Raw genomic sequence first — 25,972 nt, forward strand, 5'->3', positions numbered from 1 at the left:
AAATTATAATTATCTAACTTAAAAATTAAAAAATAGGGTATCTTAATAATTAAGATACCCTAATATATAAAAATTATTTTTATTATTATTATTTTAAAGCAAGATTATAAGTATCCATAGCTATTGCTTTTTCTTCATCAGTAGCTATAACATAAAGTTTAATAGCAGCACCATCTTTTTCAAAATTAGCACAGCCTCTAGCCTTAGAATTTTTATCAGCATCGCATTTAATACCAAGCTCATCTAAACCTTCAAGTATTCTTCCTCTGATATAAGCACTATTTTCACCTATACCGCCTGTGAATACTATACCGTCAAGATGTCCTAAAGCAGCCATATAAGCACCTATATATTTTTTTACTCTATAGCAGAACATAGTAATAGCAAGTTCAGCTTTAGGATTAGTTTTAGCAGCTTCTTCCAAGTTTCTCATATCATTACTTACACCAGAAACACCTAAAAGACCGCTTTTTTTATTTAAAATATTATCCATTTCTTTTGCAGATAAATTTTCTTTAGCCATAACAAAAGTAGGAACAGCAGGATCCATATCTCCAGATCTAGTACCCATTACTAAACCTTCTAATGGAGTTAAACCCATACTAGTATCGATAGACTCTCCATTTTTAACAGCTGTAACACTAGCACCATTTCCTAAGTGACATACTATAACATTAGCATTAGGTTTATTTGCTGCCTTACAGAACTCACCATAAACATATTTATGAGAAGTACCATGGAAACCATAACGACGTATTTTATATTTATCATACCATTCATGTGGAACAGCATACATATAAGCATAATCAGGTATTGTTTGGTGGAAACTAGTATCAAAAACACCTACCATTTTTACATCTTTTAATATTTCTTTACAAGCACTTATACCTTGCAAACCAGCTGGGTTATGTAAAGGAGCTATATCACAGCAAGCCTCAATAGCTTTTATAGCTTCATCAGTGATTAATGTACTTTTGTTGAATGCTTCACCGCCATGAACAACTCTATGACCTACAGCAGATATTTCGCTCATATCAGCTATAACACCAACTTCTTTGTCTGTTAAAAGAGAGAAAATTAAAGACATACCTGCTTTATGATCAGCAACTTTCTGTTCTATTTTTTTCTCTTTTCCTTTTTCTACCGCAGTGTGTTTTAAAGCACTTATTTCTTCGCCAATTTTTTCCAAAAGTCCTTTAGCTAAAACTTTTGCTTCAGGCATAGCGAATAATTGATATTTAATACTTGAACTTCCTGAATTTATTACCAATACATTCATAAAATGACTCCATAGTTTTGATTATTTTATTATTATCTTATTATACCATACTCCGTATATTTATCAATGAATTTTTACTTTTTATAAACAAATAAAGGCTTTAAATATTTAGATATATTTAAAGCCTTATAATTATATTTTTTATTATTATTTATTCTTTCTTTTTTATTCTTTCTTCTCTATCCACATAATAGTATATCTGTCAAAAGATTTGCTTCTGTCGGCAAGCCATATAGTATCTTTCTTTACTTTAGCTTTTATAGTCATATTTTGTCCTACATACCTAGCATATTCATCAAAAAATTGTTTATCAAAATAATAATCTCTCTCTTCTGTAGTTATAACTATCTCTGGAAATATAGCTGTACCTACCATTCTAATAGTACCAGTAATCTCCTGTTTCTTAGCAAAAAGCAAAAAGAAAAAACTAACATAAAAACATAAGAATATTTTATAATGCTTTTATAAATTCTTTTCATTAATTCTCCTTTTATAAATTAATATTCTTTAATTTTACCATCTTTATCAAACAATATATGTCTGTATTTAGGTATATAAGGCTTATCATCTTTACTAACTGTTTTATACATTTTTGATGCCTGTATTGATGATGCTTTAGGAATTGTAATACTTACAGAAGTTGGAGTATAGCCTGTATAAATATCTTTATTCAAAGCTAATTCCAAACCGCTTGATAACTTTCTTGTTACTAAATTATCTGACGAACTCAAAGTACCATCATAGGCTACTATTGCTCCAGGATATAAATTAACATTATTATTCTCTTCTTGTTTTTCTATATTAGCTCCTTCTACCTCTCCGTTAGCTACTCCTTCAATCCATTTTAATAATAAATCATCCCAACTAGATGCACCTGTAAAACTTACATTATTTAAAACTCTATCATAATCCACTAATGATGAATATTTTGCTATATTTTGGAATACAGAAGAATTTTTACCACTTTTTTGATAAAGCCAATTCATAAATACTGAAGCTGATGGATAATTAGCAAATATATATTTACTATTAGGATTATTAGGGTAAACAGATTCAGATGGAAGATTCCAAGTATAAAAACAATAATATCCAAGTGTTGCTTTATTAAATTCATTTATTCTTGAATCAACTTTAACCTGATTGAAAAATAATATGGATGTAGATTCTGAAAGTGCTTCATTAAGCCAAGTTGACATTTGTCTGCCATTACGTATATAATTCACATTAAAATTAATCAAATGCTGAAATTCATGCTGTATAGTTCCAGACATATACTCAGGCTTTTCATTAACCATTTTTATATCCATATATAATATCTCAGCATTATTATTCTCATTCAATAGCAAATCTAGTCCATAAAAATAACCAGTACCTATAGAATCTGAATAGTCGGCATTCAATTCTAATAATAAAATTATAATCTTACCATTCTTATCAACATCTGTATGTTCTCCGTATATTCTTACTTCTTCATCATAATTATCATTAAATACCTTTGCTATATAATCTACACTCTCTGGATTATATCCTGAACCAGCCATAACATATACAATCAATTTATCATATTCTGCTACTTTATAAAAATCATAAGGTTTATTTCCTTGCTTCCTATAATTAGCTTTAAATGTTTTTTGCCCCATGCTATTATTAGGATATATTAATCCATCTATTGACTTTGCAGGATTTGTAACACTGTTCTTACCGCAAGAAATTATAGATAAAATTAAAATAATAATTATACAAAATATTTTTTTCATAAACTCACACATTTTTTTATTAATATTCTTTAATTTTACCGTCTTTATCAAACAATACATGTCTGTATTTAGGTATGTAAGGCTTATCATCTTTACTAACTGTTTTATACATTTTTGATGCCTGTATTGATGATGCTTTAGGAATATTAATATTTATAGAATTTGGAGCATCACCTACATAAGTATCTTTATTCAAAGCTATTTGTACACCATCAGCAAAATCTTTTGTTACTAAATTTCCAGATGACTGAATGCTTCCGCTATAAGCTACTGCAGCTCCTGGATATAATGATACAGTATCTCCGCCTTTCTGAAGTTGTAAATTAGCTCCTGCAACTTCATTATTTTTTATTCCTTCAATCCATTTTAATAATAAATCATCCCAACTAGATGCACCTGTAAAACTTGCATTATTTAAAACTCTATTATAATCATCTAATGATGAGTATTTTGCTATATTTTGGAATACAGAAGAATTTTTACCATTTTTTTGATAAAGCCAATTCATAAATACTGAAGCTGACGGATAATTAGCGAATACATTCATAGTTGAAGGAAGATTCCAAGTATAGAAACAATAATATCCATATGTTACTTCATTAAATTCCTTTATTCTTGAATTAACTGTAGTTGGGCTGAATAATACAGATGTAGATTCTGAAAGAGCTTCATTAAGCCAACTTGAAATTTCTCTATTATTTTGAATATAATTAACATTATAATTAATCAAATGCTGAAATTCATGCTGTATAGTTCCAGCCATATACTGAGGATTATCATTAAGCATTTTTATATCCATATATAATATTTCAGCATTATTATTTTCATTCAATATTAAATCTGCTCTATAAAAATAACCTGTAGTTATAGCTCCTGAATAACTGTCATTTATTTCAAACAATAAAATTATAATTTTACCATTATTATCAACATCTGTATGTTCTCCATATATTCTTACTTCTTCAGCATAATTATCATTAAATACATTTGCTATATAATCTACATTTTCCGGCTTATATCCTGAACTAGCCATAACATATATATCTAATTTAGGATACTCTGCTACTTTATAAAATTGAGAAGTTTTTCTAATTGCCTTTCCATCAACTCCGAATGTAAAAACATTAAATGTCTTTTTAGGCATAGTTTCATCAGGATATGTTAAAGAAGAGTCAATATCTACTCCTAAAATATTTGCAACTTTTTGACAAGATGACAATATTACTAATAAAAATAGCATCAAAAATATTTTCTTCATAAAAGTTTTTCTCCATATTATATAAATAATAGTAATAGATAAATAATATCTAATACTAATTAATAATCTAGTATATTAAACCAAAAAAGTCAATAAAAAATAATATTATTTTTTCATTTATTTTCTTTTATTTTTTACAAAATCATTATAAAATTAGATTTATAATTTATATAATTTTAAAACATTTCGGAGATTAAAAATGAAAAAATTAAGTTTCATAATAATGTTCATATTTTTATCAACTTTAATAGTTAATGCTAATACTATAGAAGATGAAGTATTAAGACTAATAAATTTAGAAAGAAGTAAGGAATCTCTTCCACCTCTTCCAAATAATCAAAGACTTCATTCTTTAGCATTATATCATGCTGATAATATGGCTCAAAAGAAATTTTTTAGTAATACAGATTTAGATGGTTTAGATTCAAAAGCAAGACAAGTAAAATTATACCCTGAAATGGTAGGAAATATAAGTGAAAGTTTGCATAAATTAGATGTTATTCCATTTACTGATAAAAAAGCAGCTGAAAGCATTGTTAAAGATTTGATGAAAACTCCTGACAGTAGAAAGAATATATTAAGTAAAGAATATAATGCTATAGGAGTTGGTGCTGTAAAAAGAGGTGTTGGCGTTTATACTACTGTAACATTTGCCAATATAGTAGCTGAATCTGTTGACTTCTCACCTACAGCTAAATATGAAAGTGAAATAACTGCAAAATATAGAATATTAAATGGTGCTGCATTTACTGATTTTAAATTGGCAGTTGAGATGGCTGATCCTGAAGCTAGAATAACAGGAGATGACGGAAAAACATATATAGGAAAAGTAATATATGATGTTAAAGATATGGGCAACTCTATATTAGGAAGAACTTTCAAAGCTGAATATGGAAAAGGAGATTATAAAATTTCTATACTATATAAAGGTCAGCATTTCTTAAGTAATGTAAGAACTATAACAGTAGAATAATAATTTAGCTTAGCGATAAATATAAATGAAGTTTAGAAGAAGATTCAATATAAAAAGCGGAATAGATTTAACCCCCATGATAGATATAGTATTTAATTTGCTTATATTTTTCATGGTGGGTTCAACAATCATAGTTACTCCTCAAATAGAAATAAGTTTGCCTAAATCCACATCGGCAGTTGGATCAGAAAAAAATGACACTGTAGTTATAAGCATATCAAAAGACGGACAAAAATATATAAACGGATATGTTTCTGAAGATATTGATGCCGATCTTAAAAAATTAGCAGATACAGAAGGCGAATTGGAAAAGCCTGTGGAAATACGCTCAGATCAAGATGTAAAAACTCAGGTACTAATATCTGTTATAGACAGTGTAAAAAATGCTGGGTTTACTAAACTTAGTATAGCAACTGAAACTAAAGAATAATTTATAAATACAATAGGAAATAAAAATATTTTACAAATTCTTTGTATTATATATTATAATCTTATATAAGATATTTTTTAATTCTTTGATATAAAAGAAACATAATAATCTTATATTTATCATACCATATAAATATTACTAATCTTTTTATATATTTATTTGGATGAGTAATTTAACTCAATCCACTTTTTATATTCTCCGCTTTTAATATTGTCTATCCATTTTTTATTATTTAAATACCAACCTATAGTAAGTTCAATAGCAGTATTAAAATCATATTTTCTCTGCCATCCTAATTCATTTTTTATTTTATCGCAATTGATTGCATATCTTCTGTCATGTCCTGCTCTGTCTTTTACAAATTTGATAAGTTTTTATAATAATTTTTATCTTTATTCATTTTAACAGCCAATTTTTCGCATAAAATATTTACCATATCAATATTAGTAATCTCATTTTCTCCACCAATATTATAAGTCTCACCTACATTACCTTTATAAATTATATCAAGCACAGCATTATTATGATCTTCAACAAATATCCAATCTCTTATATTTTTACCATCACCATAAACGGGAAGATCTTTCTCTTCTACTATATTAGAGATCATTAAAGGTATTAATTTTTCAGGGAATTGATAAGGTCCATAATTATTGCTGCAATTAGATATTGTAACAGGTAAATTATAAGTGTGATAATATGCTTTTACAATATGATCGCTTGAAGCTTTTGATGATGAGTAAGGACTCCTAGGATCATAAGGAGTTGTTTCATAAAAATATCCAATTTCACCTAATGAACCATAAACTTCATCTGTACTTATATGATGAAATAATTTATTTTCTTTATTATTTTCCCATAATTTACGGGCTGCTTCCAATAAAATAAAAGTACCCATTATATTAGTTTCAATAAAATCTTTAGGACCATATATTGAGCGGTCAACATGGCTTTCAGCTGCAAAATGAACTATACAATCCGGATTATATTTATTGAATATTTCATTTATTTTTTTATCATCGCAAATATTAACTTTTTCAAAAAAATATCTGCTTTTATATTGCTCTTCTATATCAAGTAAATTTTCTCTATTTCCAGCATAAGTTAAAGCATCTATATTTATGATGTTACCTTTATATTCTGTTTGTTGTAATATATATCTTATAAAATTTGATCCTATAAAACCACATCCGCCTGTAACTAAGATATTATTAAATTTTCTCATATATTATAAACCTATTTTATTAAATTATATAAATATTTACCATATTCAGAGTTTTTTAATTTTGATGCTGTCTCTTCTATTTTAGAAGCATCAATCCATTTATTATTATAGGCAATTTCTTCCAAACAAGCTATTTGCATACCTTCAATATTTTCTACAGCAGATATAAATTGAGAAGCCTGAAGTAAACTATCTCTAGTACCAGTATCAAGCCAAGCAAAACCTCGTCCTAATACCTAAACTTTTAATTTTTTATTTTCTAAAATATACTTTATTTACATCTGTAATTTCAAGCTCACCTCTTGCAGAAGGCTTAATACTTTTTGAAATATTAACTACATCATTATCGTAAAAATAAAGCCCTGTAACGACATAATTAGATTTTGGATTTTTAGGCTTTTCTTCTATAGATAATGCATTATAATCATTATCTATTTCAATTATACTAAAACGTTCTGGATCTTTTACTTGATAAGCAAATATAATAGCCCCATTATCTATTTTAGAACTTTTTTCTAATACATAAGAAAAACTTTGACAAAAGAAAATATTATCACCTAATACCATAGAAACACTATCTTTCCCTATAAAACTTTCCCCTATTATAAATCCTTTTGCAAGCCATTATGTGCTTTTTGTACAGCATATTCTATGTTACATCCCCATTGACTTCCATTTTTCAATAATTTTTTAAAAAGAGGAGTATCATTTTCTGTTGATATTATAAGTATATCTTTAATTTTAGATAGCATTAAAACAGATAAAGGATAATATACCATAGGCTTATCATATATAGGTAATAATTGTTTTGATATAACATGTGTCATAGGATAAAGTCTTGTCCCACTTCCTCCTGCTAATACTATTCCTTTCATATAAAAAACCTTTAATATTTATTCTTATGAGCTTTAAAGAAATTATTTAAACTATACTCATAATCATATATTTTAGCATATTTTTTTATTTTTTTTACAGATAAAACACTGTATTTTGGTCTTTTTGCCTTGGTTGGATATTCTTCTGTAGTGCATGGATTTATTTTGCAATCATTATTTATAACATTATATTCTTTTCCAATTTTGTATATACTATTGGCAAAATCATACCAAGAAATATTTCCTTCATTAGTATAATGATAAAGTCCATAATTATTTTTATCAATTAAATTAAAAATTGCCTCAGAAACATCTTGAGTAAAAGTAGGAGAACCAAATTGATCATTAACAACTTTGATGCTTTCTTTACTATTCATTAAGTTAATCATAGTATATACAAAATTTTTTCCATAAATTCCGTATAACCAAGAAATTCTTATAACAGTAGATCTATTGTATGACAAAGCGTAATTTTCTCCTTTTAATTTACTTTTGCCATAAATATTTATTGGATTAGTTATATCATTTTCATTATATGGTTTTGTATTATCTCCATCAAATACATAATCAGTAGAAAAATGAATCAAATCAGATTTTATATTGAATGCTATTTCTGTTATATTTTTTACACCTTCCGCATTTACTTTATAGCAAATATCTTTTTCATCTTCTGCTAAATCTACTTTAGTATATGCTGAACAATTGATTATAGTTTTTATATTTTTATCTTTTATGAAATTATTAAGTATATTAATATTAGTAATATCTATATCAGAAGCTGTTGCAATATATTCTATATTATTTTTATTGAATATTTGAAGTATATCTTGAGCAAGCATTCCATTTTTACCAATTATCCAAACCATAAAAATTATTCTCCAATCCAATTACCATCTAGTGAGAAATATTTTTTATTTTTATCAAATGCAGGTAATTTTAAATCTTTATCAGATACTAATACATCTTTTGTATCACAAGTCCAATCTATATTAATACTATTATCATTATATATCCACCCCCGCCTTCATCTTCAGGATGATAAAAATCAGAACATTTATATACAAAAACAGCTGAATTGCTTAGAACAATAAATCCATGAGCAAAACCTTTTGGAATAAAAAACTGCTTTTTATTTTCTTCTGTTAATAAAACACCATAATATTTCCCAAATGTAGGAGAATCATTTCTTAAATCAACAGCCACATCAAATACTTCACCCTCTAATACTCTAACCAATTTAGCTTGACAATATTTCTTCTGATAATGAAGTCCTCTTAATACATTTTTTGTAGATTTAGATTGATTATCTTGTACAAATTTTTCTTTAATTCCTGCTTCAAAAAAATCTTTCTCTGAATATGTTTCTAAAAAATATCCTCTAGAATCTCCAAAAACTTTAGGTTCTACTATAAAAAGACCTTCTATATCTAATTTTATAAAAGTAAAAGCCATATATATATCCTAAAATTGTTTTATATAAATTATAGTAAAAAAATTATAAAGTAAGCAATACAATATATAAACTTCAAATATATTTCAATTATAATAATTCTAAAGTAATCAATAATTATCATAAAATATATTTTTATTATTCAATAAACTAATAAAATATAAAAAATATTAATTATCTCTAAACTGAAGTGAATAAAGATATTGGTATTTTCCACCTCTTTTCATTAGTTCATCATGAGTACCAGATTCTGTTATCTTACCATTTTCAACTACACATATATATGTTGCATTTTTTATTGTAGAAAGTCTATGTGCTATAACAAATGTAGTTTGTAAATTAATAATTTGATTTAAAGCTTTTTGTACATACATTTCACTTTCTGTATCTAATGCACTAGTTGCCTCATCAAGTATCAATATAGAAGGTCTTTTCACAACAGCTCTAGCCAATGCTATTCTTTGACGTTGACCTCCTGAAAGCATTACACCTCTTGGTCCTATGTGGGTATCATAACCATTAGGTAATTTCAATATAAACTCATCAGCATGTGCTATTTTAGCTGCTCTAAGCAAATCATCATCTGTAGCATCAGGCTTACCATATAAAATATTTTCTCTTACAGTTCCATAGAATAAAATATTTTCCTGAGATACTACACCTATTTGATTTCTTACACTTCTAGTATTTAATTCATTTATATCAATACCATCAAATCTTATAACACCCTGACTCGGTGTAAATAATTTAGGTATTAAACTGATTAAAGTAGTTTTACCGCCTCCAGAATTACCAACAAAAGCAACAACATCACCTTTTTTAACATTGAAATTTACAGGACCCAAATGAAAAGGTTTTTCTTTACCCCTTTTACCATATTCAAAATGTACATTTTCAAAAGTTATAGAATGCTCTATAGGTTTCATTTCTTTTTTATTTGGATCATCAACATTCTCACTAGGTAAATCCATTATTTGAAATACACGTTGAGCTATTCCCATTGTTCTTTGCAAATTAATTACAATACCTGATAAATCTCTTACTGGAGTAGATATATTAAGCATGTAAAGTAAAAATCCCCATAAAAACTCAAAAGGCATTTCTCCTTTAAATATTAAAAATCCGCCATAAGCAAGTATTATAAGCATAGCAACTATCATTACAAGCTCTGTCATAGGTCTATTTAAAGAAGTTAATAAAGAAATTTTTCTCATAAATTTTATTAATTCTGAATATACAGTTCTATATCTATTTACTTCCTGATCTTCTTTAGAAAATATTTTAATAACCTCTATTCCTCTTATATCTTCTTGTATTACAGAAGTTGTAGCGCCTAGCAAATTTTGCTCAGCTGTAACTCTAGTTCTTATTAATTTTGAAACCTTATCTATGCCCAAAGCTATTAATGGAGCAGCTATAAAACAAGCTAAAGTTAATTTAACATTCAAAATTAAAAGCATACATAATGTTAATATTAAAGTTAAAGGCACAGTAATCATATTAGGTAATGTACTTGATAAAAAACCTTCTATTGTTCCAGACTCATTAATAACTCTGCTCATTAAATCACCTTCTTTTTCCTGTTTAAAATATGCAATATCAGTATTAAGAAGACCTTTCATCATATCAGCACGAACATCTTTACCTATTTCCTGAGCAGTAAATGCAAAAAGAAATGTTTTAGTATAATCAAAACCTACACGAAATATTACATATATAAATCCAATTATTATAATAAAAGCAAATTGTGCCATTATAACAGGATTTCCAATAGAATCCACATTTAAAAATTGCTGGGCCAAACTTTTTGTATCCAAATTGCTAAATTTGGCAGTTAAATCTGATACAAAAGGAATTTTATCCAATAAATCGACTCTTTTACCTCCAGTGATAGCTATTGCCATTTGACCAAAAAATGGAGGCAGTATATTTATTATTGTATATCCAACACTCAAAATAAAAGATGGTATAAATAATTTCTTATGTCTCATAGCATAGGAAAACATTCTTTTATATGGATGTTTTTCTATTTTAGAATAATATTTTTTCTATGCGCTTCTGTAACAGCACCATAATTAAATGATTTATTTTCTTTTTTAAAAAATTCTTTAACTTTTTTATTAACATAAATTAATATTCCTATACATATTTATTTATAATTTTACATTATATAATTAATATTTCAATATTCTATTAAATTTTCACCATATTCCAAACGTAGCTTCCTATCAGCCATATTAGCAATAGAAACAGAATGCGTTACAATTATTAAAGAAGCATTACTTTGTTTTGTCATACTCCATAATAATTCTCTTACCACTTCAGCATTCTTCTTATCCAAATTACCAGTAGGCTCATCAGCTAATACCACACTAGGCTTATTTATTAAAGCTCTAGCAATAGCAACTCTCTGTGCCTCACCTCCTGAAAGTTCACCTATTCTATGCTCCATTCTATCTTTTAACCCTACAGTTTCAAGAAGAGCTTCTGCTTTTTGCTTTGCTTCTTTTTTATTATATTTAAGCATTAAAGATGGTATCATAACATTTTCCAAAGCGCTAAACTCACCAAGCAAATTATGAAATTGAAATACATATCCAAGAGAACTATTTCTAAAATGTGCTAATTGTCCCTCATTCATCTTACCAATATTATTTCCTAATATATCTATACTGCCCTCTGTAATATCATCTATTCCGCCTATTAAATTTAAAAGAGTAGTCTTTCCGCTTCCTGATTCACCTGTTATGGCAAGTATTTCATTTCTATAAACTTTTAAACTTATAGATTTTAATACTTCTACTTTAGGAGGTCCTGCATAAGTTTTTTTTAATTTTTCTATATTAATAAGAACTTCTTTATTATCACTCATATCTAAGTACCTCCGCAGGTTTATATCTGCTTGCTATATAAGCCGGTATTATAGCAAATAAAACAGAAAGTAAGAATGAAATACTAGCAACCATTATAACCTGAGAAACATGTATTATAGAAGGAAGTCCTCCGCTTACATAATATATATCTGAGGGGAAAAAGTCTGGAACTATAGGTATTGATATTCCTGCACTTATTTTTGAAGGAATAAACCAAATAATATTAACTATAAACTGCATTATAATTCTAAGTCCTTCTAAAGCCTCATTGACATAATTAGCAAGCAATATACCGAATATTACACCTAGTACAGTACCTATCAAACCAATTATAGCTCCTTCTAAAAAGAAAACTTTAGCCACATTTGAAGGTCTTAAACCCAATGTCTTTATTATAGCAATATCTCTTCTTTTATCTTTAACAAATATTATCTGGCTTGATGCAATATTCAAAGCTGCTATCAATATTATAAAAGAAAGTATCAAAGCAAGCATCAATTTTTCTGTATGCAAAGCCTGAAAGAAATTTCTATCAAACAGCATCCAAGGCATAACATTATAAAATTCCTTTAAATCTGTATCAATCTTTTTAGCAACCTTATCTGCATCAAAAAAATTTCTTACCTTTACAGCAACCCCAGTAACAGCATTATCATACCCAACCATTTTTTGACCTGTAGCAAGCGGAACTATTACCATTCTGCTGTCATATTCATAATAACCTGTTTTATAAATACCTTTAATAGTGAAAGTAGTTTTTTGAGGCTTGAATCCTCTATCAAAACTTCCAGAAGCTGAAATTATATCTATAGTATCTCCAATAGATAAAGCATAATCCTTTGCCATTTCAGAGCCTATTAAAGCATCATTAGTATTCATATTTTTGTTATTACCTTCAACAAAATTAAAATACTTTATGAAATCTTTATCTGTTGTAAATATATTATCCTCAAATGAACGCACTGTTATAAGAGTGGTAAAACCATAAGAACGCATTATACAAGGCAAAACTATATAAGGATAAGCACTTGTTATTTCTTTATTGCCCATTATATTATCAACAACATATTTATAATCCGTAAGAGGCTGATCGCTATAAGCACTGATATTTATATGTGCCCTCATACCAAGTATTTTATCTCTTATATCGTCCTGAAAACCATTCATAACAGAAAGCACGGTAATCATTACCATATCTCCAACTAATATTCCGAGTACACATATAATTGTGATAATTGAAACAAATGAAAATTTCTTTTTGGCTCTCAAATATCTGACGCCAAGCATTAACTCTAATCTCAAACTATCTCCTTAAAATTCAAAAATTCATATCAATATAATTTGAAATATTATATATTATATACAATAAATTTAAACCTATTTTATACAAATATAATAAAACTTTTATGATGATAATTTATAGTTATTTTTTTACAAATAGAAGTGTAAACTTTGAAATAATTTTTAATAGAAAAGTTTTTATATTATTATGAGACATATTAAAATCTTTTATAGCATTATTATAATCTTTTAATTTATATTTACAAAATCCTCTATAGTAATATATTTGCTTATCAGGATTACTATGTTCTATATAATAATTAAAATCTTCTAAAGCCTCTCTATAATTTTTTAATTTTAATTTCACCTCTCCCCTTTTGCAACAAGCAGGATAATAATTAGGCTCTAATTCTAAACATCTATTAAAATCATACAAAGCACATTCATATAATTCTAATTCTAATTCTGAAAGCCCTCTGTTATAATATGCCTTAGAATAATTTTTATCTAATGCTAAAGCCTTATTAAAATATTCTAATGCCTCACTATGCTGCTTTAAATCCTGTTTTATTATACCAATATTATTATATGAATGTATATTTTTAGAGTCTAATTCTAAAACCTTATTAAAATATTCTAATGCTTCATCATATTTTTTTAAATTATATTTCGATAACCCTATATTATAGTATGCCTTAATATAATTATTATCTAATCGTATAACTTTATTAAAATATTCAATAGCTTCTTCATACATACCTAAATCATTCTTTATCAATCCTATATTATTATATGTATGAACATTAGGAGAAATTTCTATAGCTTTAATATAATATTTGATGGCTTCTTCATACATTCCCAAATTATGATTGGCTAAACCTATATTATTGAAAGCCTGAATACATTTATTATCTAATGACAAAGCCTTTTTATAATAATCAATAGCTTCCTCATACATTCCTAAATTATGCTTAACCAATCCTATATTATTGTAAGCATTAACATATTCAGCATCAATACTTATAACCTTTTCAAAATCGGAAATAGCTTCCTCATACATTCCTAAACTGCTTTTGGCTAATCCTCTATTATTATATATCTCAACACTATCTCCATAATAGAAAATTAATTTGTCAAAATATTCTAAAGATTTTTTATAATCTGCACTGCCAAAAGCTTTATTGGCTAATTCCAATAAATTATCTATACAATTCATAATAACCCCAAATATTAAAGCTATAAAATAATTTACAGCTTAGTACAAGCTATAAAAAACAATAAATATCCTAACCCTAAAGAATATATTTTTAATACTAATGTACCCGTAAAAATTGTATAATAGTTTTTATATTTTTCAACTATTTTACAGCAAAGTTCTAGTATATTTTATTATATTTATATTAATGTCATTATGAAAAAAAGTTTTTAATTTGCTGGATTGAAATAATTTTGTATCTATTTGAGGAAAAAATCTGTCACAATTATAATCTTTATCTATATGAGTGAGATATATTATATCAGCATAATCTAAAGCCTTTTTATATATTGATTCTCCGCCTATAATGAATATTTGATTATTCTTTTCTAATAACAATTTAGAAATAGTATTCTCAAAAGATGATTCATAAAAAAGATTATCATACTTTTCTAGAAGATCATTATTTATACTAGAAGATATAACAATGTTTTTTCTATTTGGAAGAGGCTTTGAACCTAAAGACTCAAAAGTAACTCTGCCCATAACAACCGCATATCCTGTAGTTGTGCTTCTAAAGAACTGCATATCTTCTTTTATATGTCCCCAAGGCATGACACCATTTAATCCTATGCCATTTTTAGAATCAACAGCAGCAATTAATGAAACTATCAAACAGCCACCTCCGCTTTTATAGTTGGATAATATTTATATCCTTCTAATCTAAAATCTTCATAAACATGGCTGAATATATTAGGACGATTTTCTATAAATAATTCTGTTGTTTGATTGAAAGGCTCTCTTGAAAGCTGAAGTTTAACCTGTTCTATATGATTATTATAAATATGTGCATCTCCGAATGTCATTATTAATTCTGAAGCATGAAGTCCGCTATGCATAGCTAGGAGTCTTGTAAGTATAGCATATGAACTTATATTAAAAGGAACTCCCAAAAATAAATCTGCAGATCTTTGATATAAATGCGTAATTATTCCTCCTTTGCTATTAACAGAAAACTGACACATCATATGACATGGAGGAAGATGCATCTGATCAATCTCCCCTACATTCCAAGCATTCAAAATGATTCTTCTGCTTGTCGGATTGTTTCTTAAAGTATTAACAATATTTGATATTTGATCTATTTTATTACCTTCTTTAGTCTCCCAAGCTCTCCATTGCTTTCCATATACAGGTCCAAGCTCTCCCATATCATCAGCCCATTCGTCCCATATATGAACATTATTTTCTAATAAAAATTTTATATTTGTAGAACCTTGTAAAAACCAAAGTAATTCTATAATAACGCCTTTCATAAAAACTCTTTTAGTAGTTATGATTGGTATTTTATTTCCTTCAAATTTAAATCTTAATTGAGGACCAAATATTCTTCTTGTACCTACTCCAGTTCTGTCTTTAGTTTCTTCGCCTTCTTCTAATACTTCTCTTAATAATTCTAAATAGTTCTGCATAAATAATCCTAATATTTTTTATTATATCATTCTATAGTATGTTGTTACAGAATCACTATTATATATGTTTAAAATATTTTATCAATAATCTATTTTACATTAATTTTTTTACATAATAAAATGTCATTAATTATTTGAAAAATGACTCTTTTATGCATTAATTAAGATTAGGTATAAAAACATATATTCTATCATATGAACTATATTTATATTTTTAAATAGTATCTATCTAATATATTTTATTTTTACGCACTTATTTTTATTTTATGATAATTATTACGATATTATATAGCATATAAAACAAAAGGACAGCTAATGTATAAAATATTAATATTATTATTATCATTTTCAATAATCATAGGTTCATGCCAAAGAAAAGAAATTATCAGTATAGAAAGAGGCGTTGTAGATCATAGATTCGTAGGAAGCTGGAAATTAATAAACGGAAATGAAAAATATACTTTTTTTAATAATAATAAAATAGAATATACAAGCAGTAATGGTCAGGAAAAACAAATATATACTTATGAATGGAAAAAAGAAGGAGATAACTATTATTACAGATTATGGAATAATGAACTTGATAGTTGGTCTGATTTTCCTATAAAATATATTAATACAAATACAATAAAAATATACTCAGACTTCTTTAAAAAATCTTATATTTAAGATATAATATAGAAAACTATCAATGGATATATAAAAGTGGATTTATTAGTTATTATATTTTTCATAGCTATTATAATTATATTTATTTTAATGTTTGGGATATTATTTTTCGTATCTGGTATAGGGAAAATAGTAGACTTTATATCAATGATAATATTTAGAAATCATGAAGACTGTCCATTTTGTAAATGTAAAAACTCTATGAGAATTATAAAAACTTCAACAGGCTATAAAAAAGTTTGTAATAAATGCAAATTTTCTGTAGAAATTGATAATAATAAAAATGATGGGAATAAATGATAATATATATAAAAGATTACGAGGGGAGGGAATCGAACCCTCATGCCTAGGGCGCTAGATCCTAAGTCTAGTGCGTCTGCCAGTTCCGCCACCCTCGCTTAATGTTTATATATTATACATTATTTAATTTTTTTTTGCAAGAAGTGTTATATGGCTAAAATTCAAAAAATTAAAAATTTTTTCAAAAAATTGAAGATTTTTTTCAATGAAGAGATATATTATACGGATCCTAAACTATTTAACCCTATACAAAAGTTTTTTCTTAATTCTTATAGAATAGTAGTATTCGCTGTAACAGACTTCTTTAAAGATGACTGTACAATAAGAGCAGCAGCATTAACTTACCTTGTAACATTATCATTCATACCAACATTGATAGTAGGACTCTTTATATTAAGAATATTCAATATATATCAGAATATATTTGTTTTTATATTTGATTGGATGGAAAAAAATGCCCCATTCTATGAGCCTATGGTAAGACAAATACTTAATATAGCTGATAATACAGATCTAACTAGTTTTGGTATCATAGGTATTATATCTACAATAGTGAGTGTTGCTTTAATACTTCATAGCATACAAAAATCATTAATAAAAATATGGCGTGTTAAAATTAAAACTTCTGTGCCTAGAGTAGTCGCTAATTATATAGCATTATTATTTTTAATACCTATACTTATTGGTATATCATTTACTTTAATCACATATACTTCAATAAGTCTGCATAATCTTCCTGCATTAATAAAAATATTATTATCTTGGGTTACTCCTATAATATCAACATCCATACTAGTATTATTTTTATATGTATTAGTGCCTCAAACCAAAGTTAATTGGTCTAATGCTACTATATCATCTGTATTAGTTGCTATGGCTATAATAACTCTATTCAGTGTATATTTTAAACTTAATATAGATGTAAAAAATTACAAGCAAATATTTGACAGTGATAAATATAAAATAGAATATTTAGTAAAAGAAATAAATACAGGAAATGAAGAAGAAAATATAAATAATAATGAAACTATCGAAAATGAGAATAATGATTTAACAACAAATAATACTCAAAATATGCTGCAAAAAAATACAAAAATTGATGTAGAAAACATAAAAAGTATTAAAATAGAAAGAATAAGTTATGTTATTATAGAGAATGTAGGAACTGGTATATCTGCTACCACTTATGAAAAAGAACCAATAGATACTAATATGCTTGAATTCCAAACTTTTTCACCTAATGTATCAGAACAATTATTAAAATACAATTTCCAAATAGATGATATAGTTACTATAAGCAGCGAAAACAATATGCTTACAAGTATAATGCCTGCTGAATTATCTTCTGCAAGCTCTTTTGCTCAAATACCTGTTTTACTATTATTATTATATATCGTTTGGAATATAATATTATTTGGGGCAGAACTCACCTACTCTATACAATATTTCAGATCTTATGGTGTTGATAAAAACAGCATTAAATTATCATTTGCTGAAAAAGAACTTATAGCATTAGAATTTATGCATACAATTGCATATAGATTTATCAAAAAGAAAAAAGCTATAACCATGTATGAATTAGCTAAAGAATTAAGAACAGCACCTACAATTATTACGGAAATATCAGAACCATTGGAAAAATCAATGTATGTTATAAAAATATCAAATGGCCCTAATATATCATACTCTTTAGGATGCCAGCCTGAATCAATTAGAATAGGAGATATTTTATATTGCGTAAGAATGGAAGGCGGATTTAGAAATAAAAGTATAAAAACTGATGATAAATATAAAAATATAATATATCAAAATAGAGAAATATCAAAAAAAGATTATAATACTAATCTGCTTGATTTAGTAAAATATAAAAAATAATAAATATTATTGACTTGAATAAGTTATATTTACTATAATAGAGTTATATAATATGTTGGGGGTAACATTATGAAAACTTTCATAAAACATATTAATAACTTGATGTTTAAATTTTTATTTCCATTTTCAGCTTTCTTATTTACAGTGTATATAGTTATATTATTAATATATGAACCTATATACAAAGAAAATTTTATGAAAGACAATATCAATTTTATGCATAATGTTGAGTCTGATATATCAAATTGGTTATTGTATTTTAATTCAAAGATAGAAGTTATAAAATCATACAATACAGCTCCAATATCAAAAGAAGATATGTTAATAGCATTTGGTGAAATATTAAAAGATCCGGGAATGGTGGATTTATATTTTGCCAATGATATACCTTTCAAAGACGGAGGTTCATTCATAAACCTTTTAGAAGCAAGTTTGCCTCCTGATTATGATCAAACTACAAGAGAATGGTTTCAGGGAGCATTAAAAACTACAAATTTCTATGTAAGTGCTCCATATATAGCAGCAACTACCGGAGAAGTAGTTGTTACATTTGCAAAGGCTGTTTATACTAATAATGCTTTAAAAGGTGTTATAGGTATGGACATATCTTTAAAAAATTTAGAAACAATATCTGATAAATACGGCAATGAAAATAATGCTACTATTAATATTGTTACAGATAAAGGAATATACTTGAATCATAAGGATAAAAATTATTTGCTTAGCGAACAAAATACATTATCAAAAAATAATTTATTTTCAAAATATATCAATGATGTTACAGGAAAAGAAATTTTTTATAATTTGGACAATAAGAATTGGATAATAAGCATGAAAATTCCTTCTGTATCATGGATATGTACAAGTTATGGAGATAATACAAAACTAAATAAATCATTAGCATTTTTTAAAATTTTATTATTAATAATTATATTGCTGCTAATACTTTTAGAAACTATATTGGTTATGGTAATAGCAAGGCCTATATCAAACAGTTTAAATTTAGTTGCATTGAATATGAGTAAGATGGCGGAAGGTAATTTCCATATAAAATTTGATGATAAATACAATAAAAAGAAAGATGAAATGGGAAGAGTTGTTAATTCTATAAATGATATGCAATCTCATATATCCGAAGTTATATCCAATTTTAAACAAGAAATCAATAATATAAACAGCGATGCTGCTACAATATCAAATGGAAGCATACATCTATCTGACAGAACTTCATCACAAGCAGCATCTTTAGAAGAATTAGCAAGTTCTATAGAGGCATTGTCAAATTCTTTGAGAGACACTTCTATAAACTCATCAAAGGCTAAAGAAGTAAGTACTAAAGCTGCCGAAGCTACAAAAAACGGCGTAGAAGCATCTAACAGAACATTAAAAGATATGCAGGATATTTCTGAAGCTAGTAAAAAAATATCTGATATAACAAAGATGATACAATCCATAGCATTTCAAACTAATATATTGGCTTTAAATGCAGCGGTAGAAGCGGCAAGAGCTGGAGAACAAGGAAGAGGATTCGCAGTTGTTGCTTCCGAAATAAGAACATTAGCACAAAATGTTAATGATGCTGCAAATGAAATAACTAATATCACATCAGATACTATAAATAAAATAAATGTAGGAAATGAGGCTGTAGAATTATCTGCTAAACTATTAGGCGATATAGAAGCTTTTGTATTTGAAGTATCTGAAGATTTATCTAATATAACAAATGCTATAATAGAAGAAGATGACAATATCACTCAAATAAAAATGGCAGTTAACTCTTTAAATGATATTACTCAAGAGAATTCTTATATGGCTCAGGAAAGTGCTAATCTCAGTAAAAATGTATCAGAAAAAACAGAGGCGATGGTAAAAGATTTAGAATATTTTTCATTAGAATAAAATATACTTGTTTAAAAACTAAATTAAAAAATATTTATACTGCTTATTTTTTAATGTTTTAAATTTTATAATTGCTATACCTGCCTACACATAGTATAAGCAGGATAGTCAGATTTATACATTAAAATCAATTATTATAAAATATATGAAACATTAATATATATAAAATTATATTGAAAATTAATCAAATAATTTTGAAATAACTCTATTATACAAAATAGTGCCGTCAATATATTAAAATATCATTGTTTTGGTTTTTCTCTTCCTACATAAGTAAAATTAGCGTTACCAAAAGTTTTCCAAGCATCATCATCCGGATTTATAGCATTAGGTACTATTAAATTTTTAACTGGGCAATTATCAAAAATATTTTTATCTAGAAATTTTATATTATTTGGAGAATCACCATAATAAATTATAGTTGTTAAATTAGGACAGTCATAAAATGCAAACCTATCTATTTCTTTTACAGAAGCAGGTATAGCAAATTCTGTTAGTGCCGGTAATTGACAACATATCCTTCTTCCTATATATTCCAATGAAGAACAACGAGATGTATCAATTTCATTTAGGTTATCGGAAGGCCAAAATGGCTCGCCATCAAGACGTTTAATCCCCTTACCTAAAGTAATTTTTTCTAACCTATGACAACCACCAAAAGCAGCAAAATCTATTTTTGTTACAGAATCTGGTATTACTATTTCTTTTATACTATAATTAATCTCGAATGCACGGTTTCCTATAGTTGTTATTCTGTTTTCCGGGAATATAAAATTATAGAATACTGAAATGTAATTACCTATCTCGGGCGAAAACATCCTTTCTGTTAAAGTTCCATTTATATAATTGATATATCTAATATCAATATCTATAGTTATATCCTTAATATCCATTTCAATTAAAGCATTTTTTAATGCTTCTGCCACAGAATTAGTCCTATCATATTTTATAGAAGGAGTTCCAGTCAATACTACTTTATATGAACCTTCTTTCTCAAAATAAAATTTTAAGTTTTCTTTTATTTCCTGCTTTAATTCTTCATATGGTAAACTTACATCTATACTATATAATTCTGGAGCTGCAACATGCTCAGCACATGACAGCAATATAAATAATGATATTAATATTAATAAACTTTTTTTAATCATAAATATTTACTCCATAAAATACAAAAGATATTTATAATATAACAGAGAGTAAAAAAAGTAAACTCATTTATAATATATTTTTTAATTATAATCGTTTAAAAACTAAATTAAAAAATATTTATACTGATTATTTTCCAGTGTTTAAAATTTGTAATTTGCCATGTGAAGCATATCTGTAGTAAGTGCGTTTATAACAATTAATGATACAACATATAAGCCGCTATTTTATAGTAAAAATTATATTGATAATTATTAAGTACTTTTGAAGCAAGTCTAGTATATACCTAAACAACTATATTTTGTCAAAAAATATTTTTTATATTGTTGTTATTTTCGGGGACTAGCCCCCGAACCCCCAGTTCTTTTGTTGGCACATACGAAGTACGCCTACGGCGAGAACCAAAAAGACTGCATTTTTAGTCTAAATTTAGGTTATATTCTACATTTAATACATATATTTTAGGTATAAAGTTCTAGCAATTGCGTTTTTTGCAACTTTTTTGTGCGTCAAAAAAGTTGATAATAATTATATAATGTGAAGTAGTCGGCAAAATGAAATCGTTTCAGTATAATTAATAAAAATAAAGCCCCAGTAAAAATACTGAGGCTTTTTTATATAAACTTAATTACTATAATTTATATTTTCTTTTATATAGGCTATTTATTAATACATACCGCCCATTCCGCCGCCAGGCATTGGAGGCATTGGTTTTTCAGGTTCAGGTATATCTGTAATAATAACTTCAGCAGTTAATACTTGGCTAGCAATAGAAGCAGCATTTTGTAAAGCACTTCTTGAAACTTTAGCAGGATCAATAATACCAGCTTTTAACATATCAACCCATTCATTAGTAAGAGCATTGAAACCCATATTGCCTTTTTGTTTTTTAGCTTCAATAGCAACAACAGAACCGTCTAAACCAGCATTTGTAGCGATCATTCTGATAGGCTCTTCTATAGCTCTTTTAACTATATTAACACCAACTTGTTCATCAGGGTTTTCTACAGTTAAAGATTCTAATTTATGCTGAGCATGTAAGTAAGTGATACCGCCGCCAGGAATTACTCCTTCTTCAACAGCAGCTCTAGTAGCAGATAAAGCATCTTCTACTCTAGCTTTTTTCTCTTTCATTTCTACTTCAGTAGCAGCACCTATATTGATAACAGCAACACCGCCAGAAAGTTTAGCTAATCTTTCTTGTAATTTTTCTCTGTCATAATCGCTGTCAGTTTCTTCTATTTGTTTTTTAATAGTAGCTACTCTGCTTTTAACATCTTCTTTGCTTCCAGCACCTTCAACAATAGTAGTATTTTCTTTATCTACAGTGATTTTTTTAGCTCTACCTAATTGTTCGATAGCAGCATTTTCAAGTTTCATACCTAAATCTTCGCTGATAACTTGTCCGCCAGTTAAAATAGCTATATCTTCTAACATAGCTTTTCTTCTATCACCAAAACCAGGAGCTTTAACTGCACATACATTTAATACTCCTCTCATTTTGTTTAATACTAAAGTAGCTAAAGCTTCATTTTCAATATCTTCAGCAATAATAATGAAAGGTTTTCCTGTTTGAGCAATTTTCTCAAGTATAGGAAGAAGTTCTTTCATATTAGAGATTTTTTTGTCATATATAAGAAGTAAAGCATCTTCTAATTCAGCAGTCATACTGTCGCCATTAGTTACGAAATATGGAGAAATATAACCTCTGTCGAATTGCATACCTTCAACTAAAGAAAGGCTAGTTTCTAAAGATTTAGCTTCTTCAACAGTGATAACGCCTTCTTTACCAACTTTTTCCATAGCATCGCTGATTAAAGAACCTATTTCTTTATCATTATTAGCAGAAATAGTAGCAACTTGAGCGATTTCTTCTTTACCTTTAATTTGTTTAGCTTCAGATTTGATATATCCAACTATTTCGCTAACAGCTTTTTCTATACCTCTTTTAATAAGCATAGGATTAGCACCGCTAGTTACATTTTTTAAACCTTCTTTTACCATAGCTTGAGCTAAAACTGTAGCAGTAGTAGTACCGTCACCTGCAACATCATTAGTTTTAGTAGCTACTTCTTTAACTATTTGAGCACCCATATTTTCAAATGGATCTTCTAATTCTATTTCTTTAGCGATAGTTACACCATCATTTATTATAGTAGGAGGACCGAATTTTTTGTCTATTACAACGTTACGTCCACGTGGTCCTAAAGTTACCTTTACGGCATTAGCTAAAGCATCTACACCTCTCATAAGGGCACGTCTAGCTTCTTCATCAAATAATAGCTGTTTTGCTGCCATATATTTTCTCCTTTTCAGTATTATTAAATTAAAATTATTATCATTTATTAAACTTTTAAAATTATTTCATTTTAAAATTGTGAGAATTATACATTAAATAATAAATATTTTCAAGTATATATATTAACTAGATTAAAAAAAGCACTGATACGAAATATCAATGCTTTGAATAAAAAAACAGATAAATTATAACAAACCAAGTCTGCGTTCTTTTTTGATTTTTCTTTTCATTCTCTTAAGAGCTTTTTCTCTTTGAAGTTTTTTCTCAAGAGAAGGTTTTTTATAGAATTGTTTTTCTTTAAGATCCTGTAAAATACCTTCATTTTCACAAGCTCTGCGGAATCTTTTAATAACGCTTTCTACTGGTTCGCCTTCATTAGCGAATACTCTTACCAATTCACTCACCTGCCTTTTTATAAAATTATTAGCGGCGAAGGGACTTGAACCCCTGACACTGCGGATATGAGCCGCATGCTCTAACCACCTGAGCCACGCCGCCAAAACAATAAGCCTAAGTCTATTTTTGGCTATTAGCGGGGGCAGGACTTGAACCTACGACCTTTGGGTTATGAGCCCAACGAGCTACCAACTGCTCCACCCCGCGATGTCTATTAAATCATAAGCATTGTACATGTTTTTAAAAAAATGTCAAGCATTTTTATATAAACTTATTCAAAAACTCTTCAGGTTTTTCATTTTCTCCTGACTCAAATAAGCCTATTATGTACTTATTCACAAATATTTTCTCTTTTTTCACCTTAGTTTCAGAAAATAAGCCCTCTTCTCTTAATTTTGATAATAATCTTGCTGCTTTATCTCTTTTCCAATCAAATATTTCCATTAAATCAACTATTCTTATATAAGGAGTAATAAATATAATAGAAAATACATTAGAATCAGTCAATTTCTTAAAATTTTTATTAAGAAGTAATTTATTTTTAAGTACTAATAAATTCTTATGAACAAAGCTAATAGTATCTACAGCGTATAAACATATTCCTCTTAAAAATTTTAAATACCTTATTATAGACTCTTTATCTGAAGCACCATTCATACTCGCTTCAAAAAATTGATAAGGATATAATATCGGTGTATCTAATAATTTTAATTTATATGAATATATATTAAATATAACACGGCATATTATAAAACTGCTTTGATACTTCTTAACATATTCATAAGATATTTTCTGATAAACTAATAATTTTAAAATAGGATCTAAATCCAAATTATCTATATAATTAATATCTTCATCGTATTTTTTATCAATGACAATATCATTCCCCTCTAATAAAGTTACTATCTCTGATAAAATTTCTGAATTATATTCTCTATCTAAAAACTCTTTTAATATGCCAAACTCTTTATGTTTAGAATGATATTCTTCTAAAATACCATACGATATCATACCAATATCTTTATATTCATAATGATTGGCTGGATTTAGTATTAAAGATAATATACTTAATAAATACTCTGAATTTTTTAATGATATACAAGACATTCTAAAATTATAATAAGCATGCCAAGTTTTTGCTAATTCTTTTAAAATATCAATATCATCAAATATATTTATATCAAACCTATTACACATAGTAATATATTAACATAAAAACATTTATACATCAATATAAATTTATAAATTAAAAATTATCATATTATTAATAACAAATATTTTTATATATACATATATTAACATTCTTTATTTTTAATAAAC

Annotated in this window: 24 protein-coding genes, 3 tRNA genes and 1 pseudogene; 6 read left to right on the forward strand and 22 right to left on the reverse strand. The window is 27.0% G+C overall.

What is annotated here, in order from left to right; translation table 11 throughout:
- Window positions 1-88: 88 nt before the first annotated feature.
- From BINT_RS08465 to BINT_RS08480, 4 genes are all read right to left on the reverse strand, one after another.
- Complete coding sequence (locus BINT_RS08465; RefSeq protein WP_014488159.1) at window positions 89-1,279, reverse strand: acetate/propionate family kinase; 1,191 nt, start codon at window positions 1,277-1,279, stop codon at window positions 89-91.
- A gap of 165 nt (window positions 1,280-1,444) precedes the next feature.
- Window positions 1,445-1,696 carry a hypothetical protein gene (locus BINT_RS08470; RefSeq protein ID WP_014488160.1) on the reverse strand — a complete coding sequence of 84 codons (252 nt, stop codon included), beginning with the start codon at window positions 1,694-1,696 and terminating at the stop codon, window positions 1,445-1,447.
- 80 nt (window positions 1,697-1,776) lie between these two features.
- Window positions 1,777-3,036 (reverse strand): peptidase M30, encoded by a 1,260-nt coding sequence (locus BINT_RS08475; RefSeq protein WP_041177614.1) that lies wholly within the window; start codon window positions 3,034-3,036, stop codon window positions 1,777-1,779.
- Window positions 3,037-3,055: 19 nt separating this feature from the next.
- Complete coding sequence (locus tag BINT_RS08480; protein WP_014488162.1) at window positions 3,056-4,294, reverse strand: membrane lipoprotein lipid attachment site-containing protein; 1,239 nt, start codon at window positions 4,292-4,294, stop codon at window positions 3,056-3,058.
- Window positions 4,295-4,493: 199 nt separating this feature from the next.
- Between BINT_RS08480 and BINT_RS08485 the strand changes: the two genes are divergently transcribed.
- Together BINT_RS08485 and BINT_RS08490 are read left to right on the forward strand one after the other, a co-directional pair.
- Window positions 4,494-5,267 carry a CAP domain-containing protein gene (locus BINT_RS08485; protein ID WP_014488163.1) on the forward strand — a complete coding sequence of 258 codons (774 nt, stop codon included), beginning with the start codon at window positions 4,494-4,496 and terminating at the stop codon, window positions 5,265-5,267.
- A gap of 25 nt (window positions 5,268-5,292) precedes the next feature.
- Window positions 5,293-5,697 (forward strand): ExbD/TolR family protein, encoded by a 405-nt coding sequence (locus tag BINT_RS08490; protein ID WP_014488164.1) that lies wholly within the window; start codon window positions 5,293-5,295, stop codon window positions 5,695-5,697.
- Window positions 5,698-6,052: 355 nt separating this feature from the next.
- Here BINT_RS08490 and rfbB read toward each other — a convergent pair whose 3' ends face one another.
- The 11 genes and pseudogenes from rfbB to BINT_RS08540 all read right to left on the reverse strand — a co-directional run bounded on the left by rfbB (window position 6,053) and on the right by BINT_RS08540 (window position 16,068).
- Entirely contained in the window at window positions 6,053-6,922 is an 870-nt protein-coding gene (gene rfbB / locus BINT_RS08495; protein ID WP_014488165.1) for a dTDP-glucose 4,6-dehydratase, read from the reverse strand.
- Window positions 6,923-6,933: 11 nt separating this feature from the next.
- Window positions 6,934-7,062, reverse strand: a complete 129-nt coding sequence (locus BINT_RS15415; RefSeq protein ID WP_456151107.1) for a hypothetical protein — start codon at window positions 7,060-7,062, stop codon at window positions 6,934-6,936.
- A gap of 112 nt (window positions 7,063-7,174) precedes the next feature.
- Window positions 7,175-7,797: pseudogene (locus BINT_RS08500) on the reverse strand (sugar phosphate nucleotidyltransferase).
- A gap of 11 nt (window positions 7,798-7,808) precedes the next feature.
- Entirely contained in the window at window positions 7,809-8,663 is an 855-nt protein-coding gene (gene rfbD / locus BINT_RS08505; protein WP_014488166.1) for a dTDP-4-dehydrorhamnose reductase, read from the reverse strand.
- A gap of 118 nt (window positions 8,664-8,781) precedes the next feature.
- Window positions 8,782-9,249, reverse strand: a complete 468-nt coding sequence (rfbC, locus tag BINT_RS08510; RefSeq protein WP_014488167.1) for a dTDP-4-dehydrorhamnose 3,5-epimerase — start codon at window positions 9,247-9,249, stop codon at window positions 8,782-8,784.
- Window positions 9,250-9,417: 168 nt separating this feature from the next.
- The gene (locus BINT_RS08515; RefSeq protein ID WP_014488168.1) at window positions 9,418-11,238 is read right to left on the reverse strand and encodes an ABC transporter ATP-binding protein; all 1,821 of its coding nucleotides are present in this window, start codon (window positions 11,236-11,238) and stop codon (window positions 9,418-9,420) included.
- Between the two features lie 191 nt (window positions 11,239-11,429).
- Window positions 11,430-12,119, reverse strand: coding sequence for an ABC transporter ATP-binding protein (locus BINT_RS08520; RefSeq protein ID WP_014488169.1), 690 nt, complete (start codon window positions 12,117-12,119; stop codon window positions 11,430-11,432).
- The gene (locus BINT_RS08525; protein ID WP_041177615.1) at window positions 12,112-13,407 is read right to left on the reverse strand and encodes an ABC transporter permease; all 1,296 of its coding nucleotides are present in this window, start codon (window positions 13,405-13,407) and stop codon (window positions 12,112-12,114) included. Before BINT_RS08525 ends, BINT_RS08520 begins: the two co-directional genes overlap by 8 nt.
- A gap of 136 nt (window positions 13,408-13,543) precedes the next feature.
- Complete coding sequence (locus BINT_RS08530) at window positions 13,544-14,617, reverse strand: tetratricopeptide repeat protein (RefSeq protein WP_014488171.1); 1,074 nt, start codon at window positions 14,615-14,617, stop codon at window positions 13,544-13,546.
- Between the two features lie 147 nt (window positions 14,618-14,764).
- Window positions 14,765-15,271: a dihydrofolate reductase gene (locus BINT_RS08535; RefSeq protein ID WP_014488172.1), complete on the reverse strand. Its 507-nt coding sequence runs from the start codon at window positions 15,269-15,271 to the stop codon at window positions 14,765-14,767.
- The gene (locus BINT_RS08540) at window positions 15,268-16,068 is read right to left on the reverse strand and encodes a thymidylate synthase (protein WP_014488173.1); all 801 of its coding nucleotides are present in this window, start codon (window positions 16,066-16,068) and stop codon (window positions 15,268-15,270) included. The genes BINT_RS08535 and BINT_RS08540 overlap by 4 nt, the downstream gene beginning before the upstream one ends.
- 315 nt (window positions 16,069-16,383) lie before the next feature.
- Here BINT_RS08540 and BINT_RS08545 point away from each other — a divergent pair, with 315 nt between their 5' ends.
- Window positions 16,384-16,737, forward strand: a complete 354-nt coding sequence (locus BINT_RS08545; RefSeq protein WP_014488174.1) for a hypothetical protein — start codon at window positions 16,384-16,386, stop codon at window positions 16,735-16,737.
- A gap of 36 nt (window positions 16,738-16,773) precedes the next feature.
- The gene (locus BINT_RS08550; protein WP_014488175.1) at window positions 16,774-17,037 is read left to right on the forward strand and encodes a hypothetical protein; all 264 of its coding nucleotides are present in this window, start codon (window positions 16,774-16,776) and stop codon (window positions 17,035-17,037) included.
- A gap of 17 nt (window positions 17,038-17,054) precedes the next feature.
- Here the strand turns inward: BINT_RS08550 and BINT_RS08555 are convergent.
- Window positions 17,055-17,135 (reverse strand) — tRNA-Leu (locus tag BINT_RS08555).
- A 52-nt stretch (window positions 17,136-17,187) separates the two neighbouring features.
- Here BINT_RS08555 and BINT_RS08560 point away from each other — a divergent pair.
- Window positions 17,188-18,912, forward strand: a complete 1,725-nt coding sequence (locus tag BINT_RS08560; RefSeq protein ID WP_014488176.1) for a YihY/virulence factor BrkB family protein — start codon at window positions 17,188-17,190, stop codon at window positions 18,910-18,912.
- A gap of 69 nt (window positions 18,913-18,981) precedes the next feature.
- Window positions 18,982-20,811 (forward strand): methyl-accepting chemotaxis protein, encoded by a 1,830-nt coding sequence (locus BINT_RS08565; protein WP_041177363.1) that lies wholly within the window; start codon window positions 18,982-18,984, stop codon window positions 20,809-20,811.
- A 242-nt stretch (window positions 20,812-21,053) separates the two neighbouring features.
- Here the strand turns inward: BINT_RS08565 and BINT_RS08570 are convergent, their stop codons facing one another.
- From BINT_RS08570 to BINT_RS08595, 6 genes are all read right to left on the reverse strand, one after another.
- Window positions 21,054-21,959, reverse strand: a complete 906-nt coding sequence (locus tag BINT_RS08570) for a leucine-rich repeat domain-containing protein (RefSeq protein ID WP_014488178.1) — start codon at window positions 21,957-21,959, stop codon at window positions 21,054-21,056.
- Window positions 21,960-22,623: 664 nt separating this feature from the next.
- Window positions 22,624-24,255, reverse strand: a complete 1,632-nt coding sequence (groL, locus tag BINT_RS08575) for a chaperonin GroEL (RefSeq protein WP_014488179.1) — start codon at window positions 24,253-24,255, stop codon at window positions 22,624-22,626.
- 186 nt (window positions 24,256-24,441) lie between these two features.
- Window positions 24,442-24,660, reverse strand: coding sequence for a 30S ribosomal protein S21 (gene rpsU, locus BINT_RS08580; protein ID WP_012669718.1), 219 nt, complete (start codon window positions 24,658-24,660; stop codon window positions 24,442-24,444).
- A gap of 20 nt (window positions 24,661-24,680) precedes the next feature.
- Window positions 24,681-24,754: transfer RNA gene (locus BINT_RS08585), tRNA-Met, on the reverse strand.
- A gap of 32 nt (window positions 24,755-24,786) precedes the next feature.
- Window positions 24,787-24,859: transfer RNA gene (locus tag BINT_RS08590), tRNA-Met, on the reverse strand.
- 54 nt (window positions 24,860-24,913) lie between these two features.
- A complete protein-coding gene (locus BINT_RS08595) occupies window positions 24,914-25,849 on the reverse strand; it encodes a hypothetical protein (RefSeq protein WP_014488180.1) in 936 nt (311 codons plus the stop codon).
- Window positions 25,850-25,972 lie beyond the last annotated feature (123 nt).

It is taken from the genome of Brachyspira intermedia PWS/A (genome assembly GCF_000223215.1).
In the GTDB taxonomy this organism is placed as follows: Bacteria; Spirochaetota; Brachyspiria; order Brachyspirales; family Brachyspiraceae; genus Brachyspira; species Brachyspira intermedia.

Bases quoted from the DNA above. Each gene is read 5' to 3' on its own strand.
- BINT_RS08465 (WP_014488159.1), bottom strand. From the start codon at position 1,279: ATGAATGTATTGGTAATAAATTCAGGAAGTTCAAGTATTAAATATCAA.
- BINT_RS08475 (WP_041177614.1), bottom strand. From the start codon at position 3,036: ATGAAAAAAATATTTTGTATAATTATTATTTTAATTTTATCTATAATT.
- BINT_RS08480 (WP_014488162.1), bottom strand. From the start codon at position 4,294: ATGAAGAAAATATTTTTGATGCTATTTTTATTAGTAATATTGTCATCT.
- BINT_RS08485 (WP_014488163.1), top strand. From the start codon at position 4,494: ATGAAAAAATTAAGTTTCATAATAATGTTCATATTTTTATCAACTTTA.
- BINT_RS08490 (WP_014488164.1), top strand. From the start codon at position 5,293: ATGAAGTTTAGAAGAAGATTCAATATAAAAAGCGGAATAGATTTAACC.
- rfbB (WP_014488165.1), bottom strand. From the start codon at position 6,922: ATGAGAAAATTTAATAATATCTTAGTTACAGGCGGATGTGGTTTTATA.
- BINT_RS15415 (WP_456151107.1), bottom strand. From the start codon at position 7,062: ATGCAAATAGCTTGTTTGGAAGAAATTGCCTATAATAATAAATGGATT.
- rfbD (WP_014488166.1), bottom strand. From the start codon at position 8,663: ATGGTTTGGATAATTGGTAAAAATGGAATGCTTGCTCAAGATATACTT.
- rfbC (WP_014488167.1), bottom strand. From the start codon at position 9,249: ATGGCTTTTACTTTTATAAAATTAGATATAGAAGGTCTTTTTATAGTA.
- BINT_RS08515 (WP_014488168.1), bottom strand. From the start codon at position 11,238: ATGAGACATAAGAAATTATTTATACCATCTTTTATTTTGAGTGTTGGA.
- BINT_RS08520 (WP_014488169.1), bottom strand. From the start codon at position 12,119: ATGAGTGATAATAAAGAAGTTCTTATTAATATAGAAAAATTAAAAAAA.
- BINT_RS08525 (WP_041177615.1), bottom strand. From the start codon at position 13,407: ATGCTTGGCGTCAGATATTTGAGAGCCAAAAAGAAATTTTCATTTGTT.
- BINT_RS08530 (WP_014488171.1), bottom strand. From the start codon at position 14,617: ATGAATTGTATAGATAATTTATTGGAATTAGCCAATAAAGCTTTTGGC.
- BINT_RS08540 (WP_014488173.1), bottom strand. From the start codon at position 16,068: ATGCAGAACTATTTAGAATTATTAAGAGAAGTATTAGAAGAAGGCGAA.
- BINT_RS08545 (WP_014488174.1), top strand. From the start codon at position 16,384: ATGTATAAAATATTAATATTATTATTATCATTTTCAATAATCATAGGT.
- BINT_RS08560 (WP_014488176.1), top strand. From the start codon at position 17,188: ATGGCTAAAATTCAAAAAATTAAAAATTTTTTCAAAAAATTGAAGATT.
- BINT_RS08565 (WP_041177363.1), top strand. From the start codon at position 18,982: ATGAAAACTTTCATAAAACATATTAATAACTTGATGTTTAAATTTTTA.
- BINT_RS08570 (WP_014488178.1), bottom strand. From the start codon at position 21,959: ATGATTAAAAAAAGTTTATTAATATTAATATCATTATTTATATTGCTG.
- groL (WP_014488179.1), bottom strand. From the start codon at position 24,255: ATGGCAGCAAAACAGCTATTATTTGATGAAGAAGCTAGACGTGCCCTT.
- BINT_RS08595 (WP_014488180.1), bottom strand. From the start codon at position 25,849: ATGTGTAATAGGTTTGATATAAATATATTTGATGATATTGATATTTTA.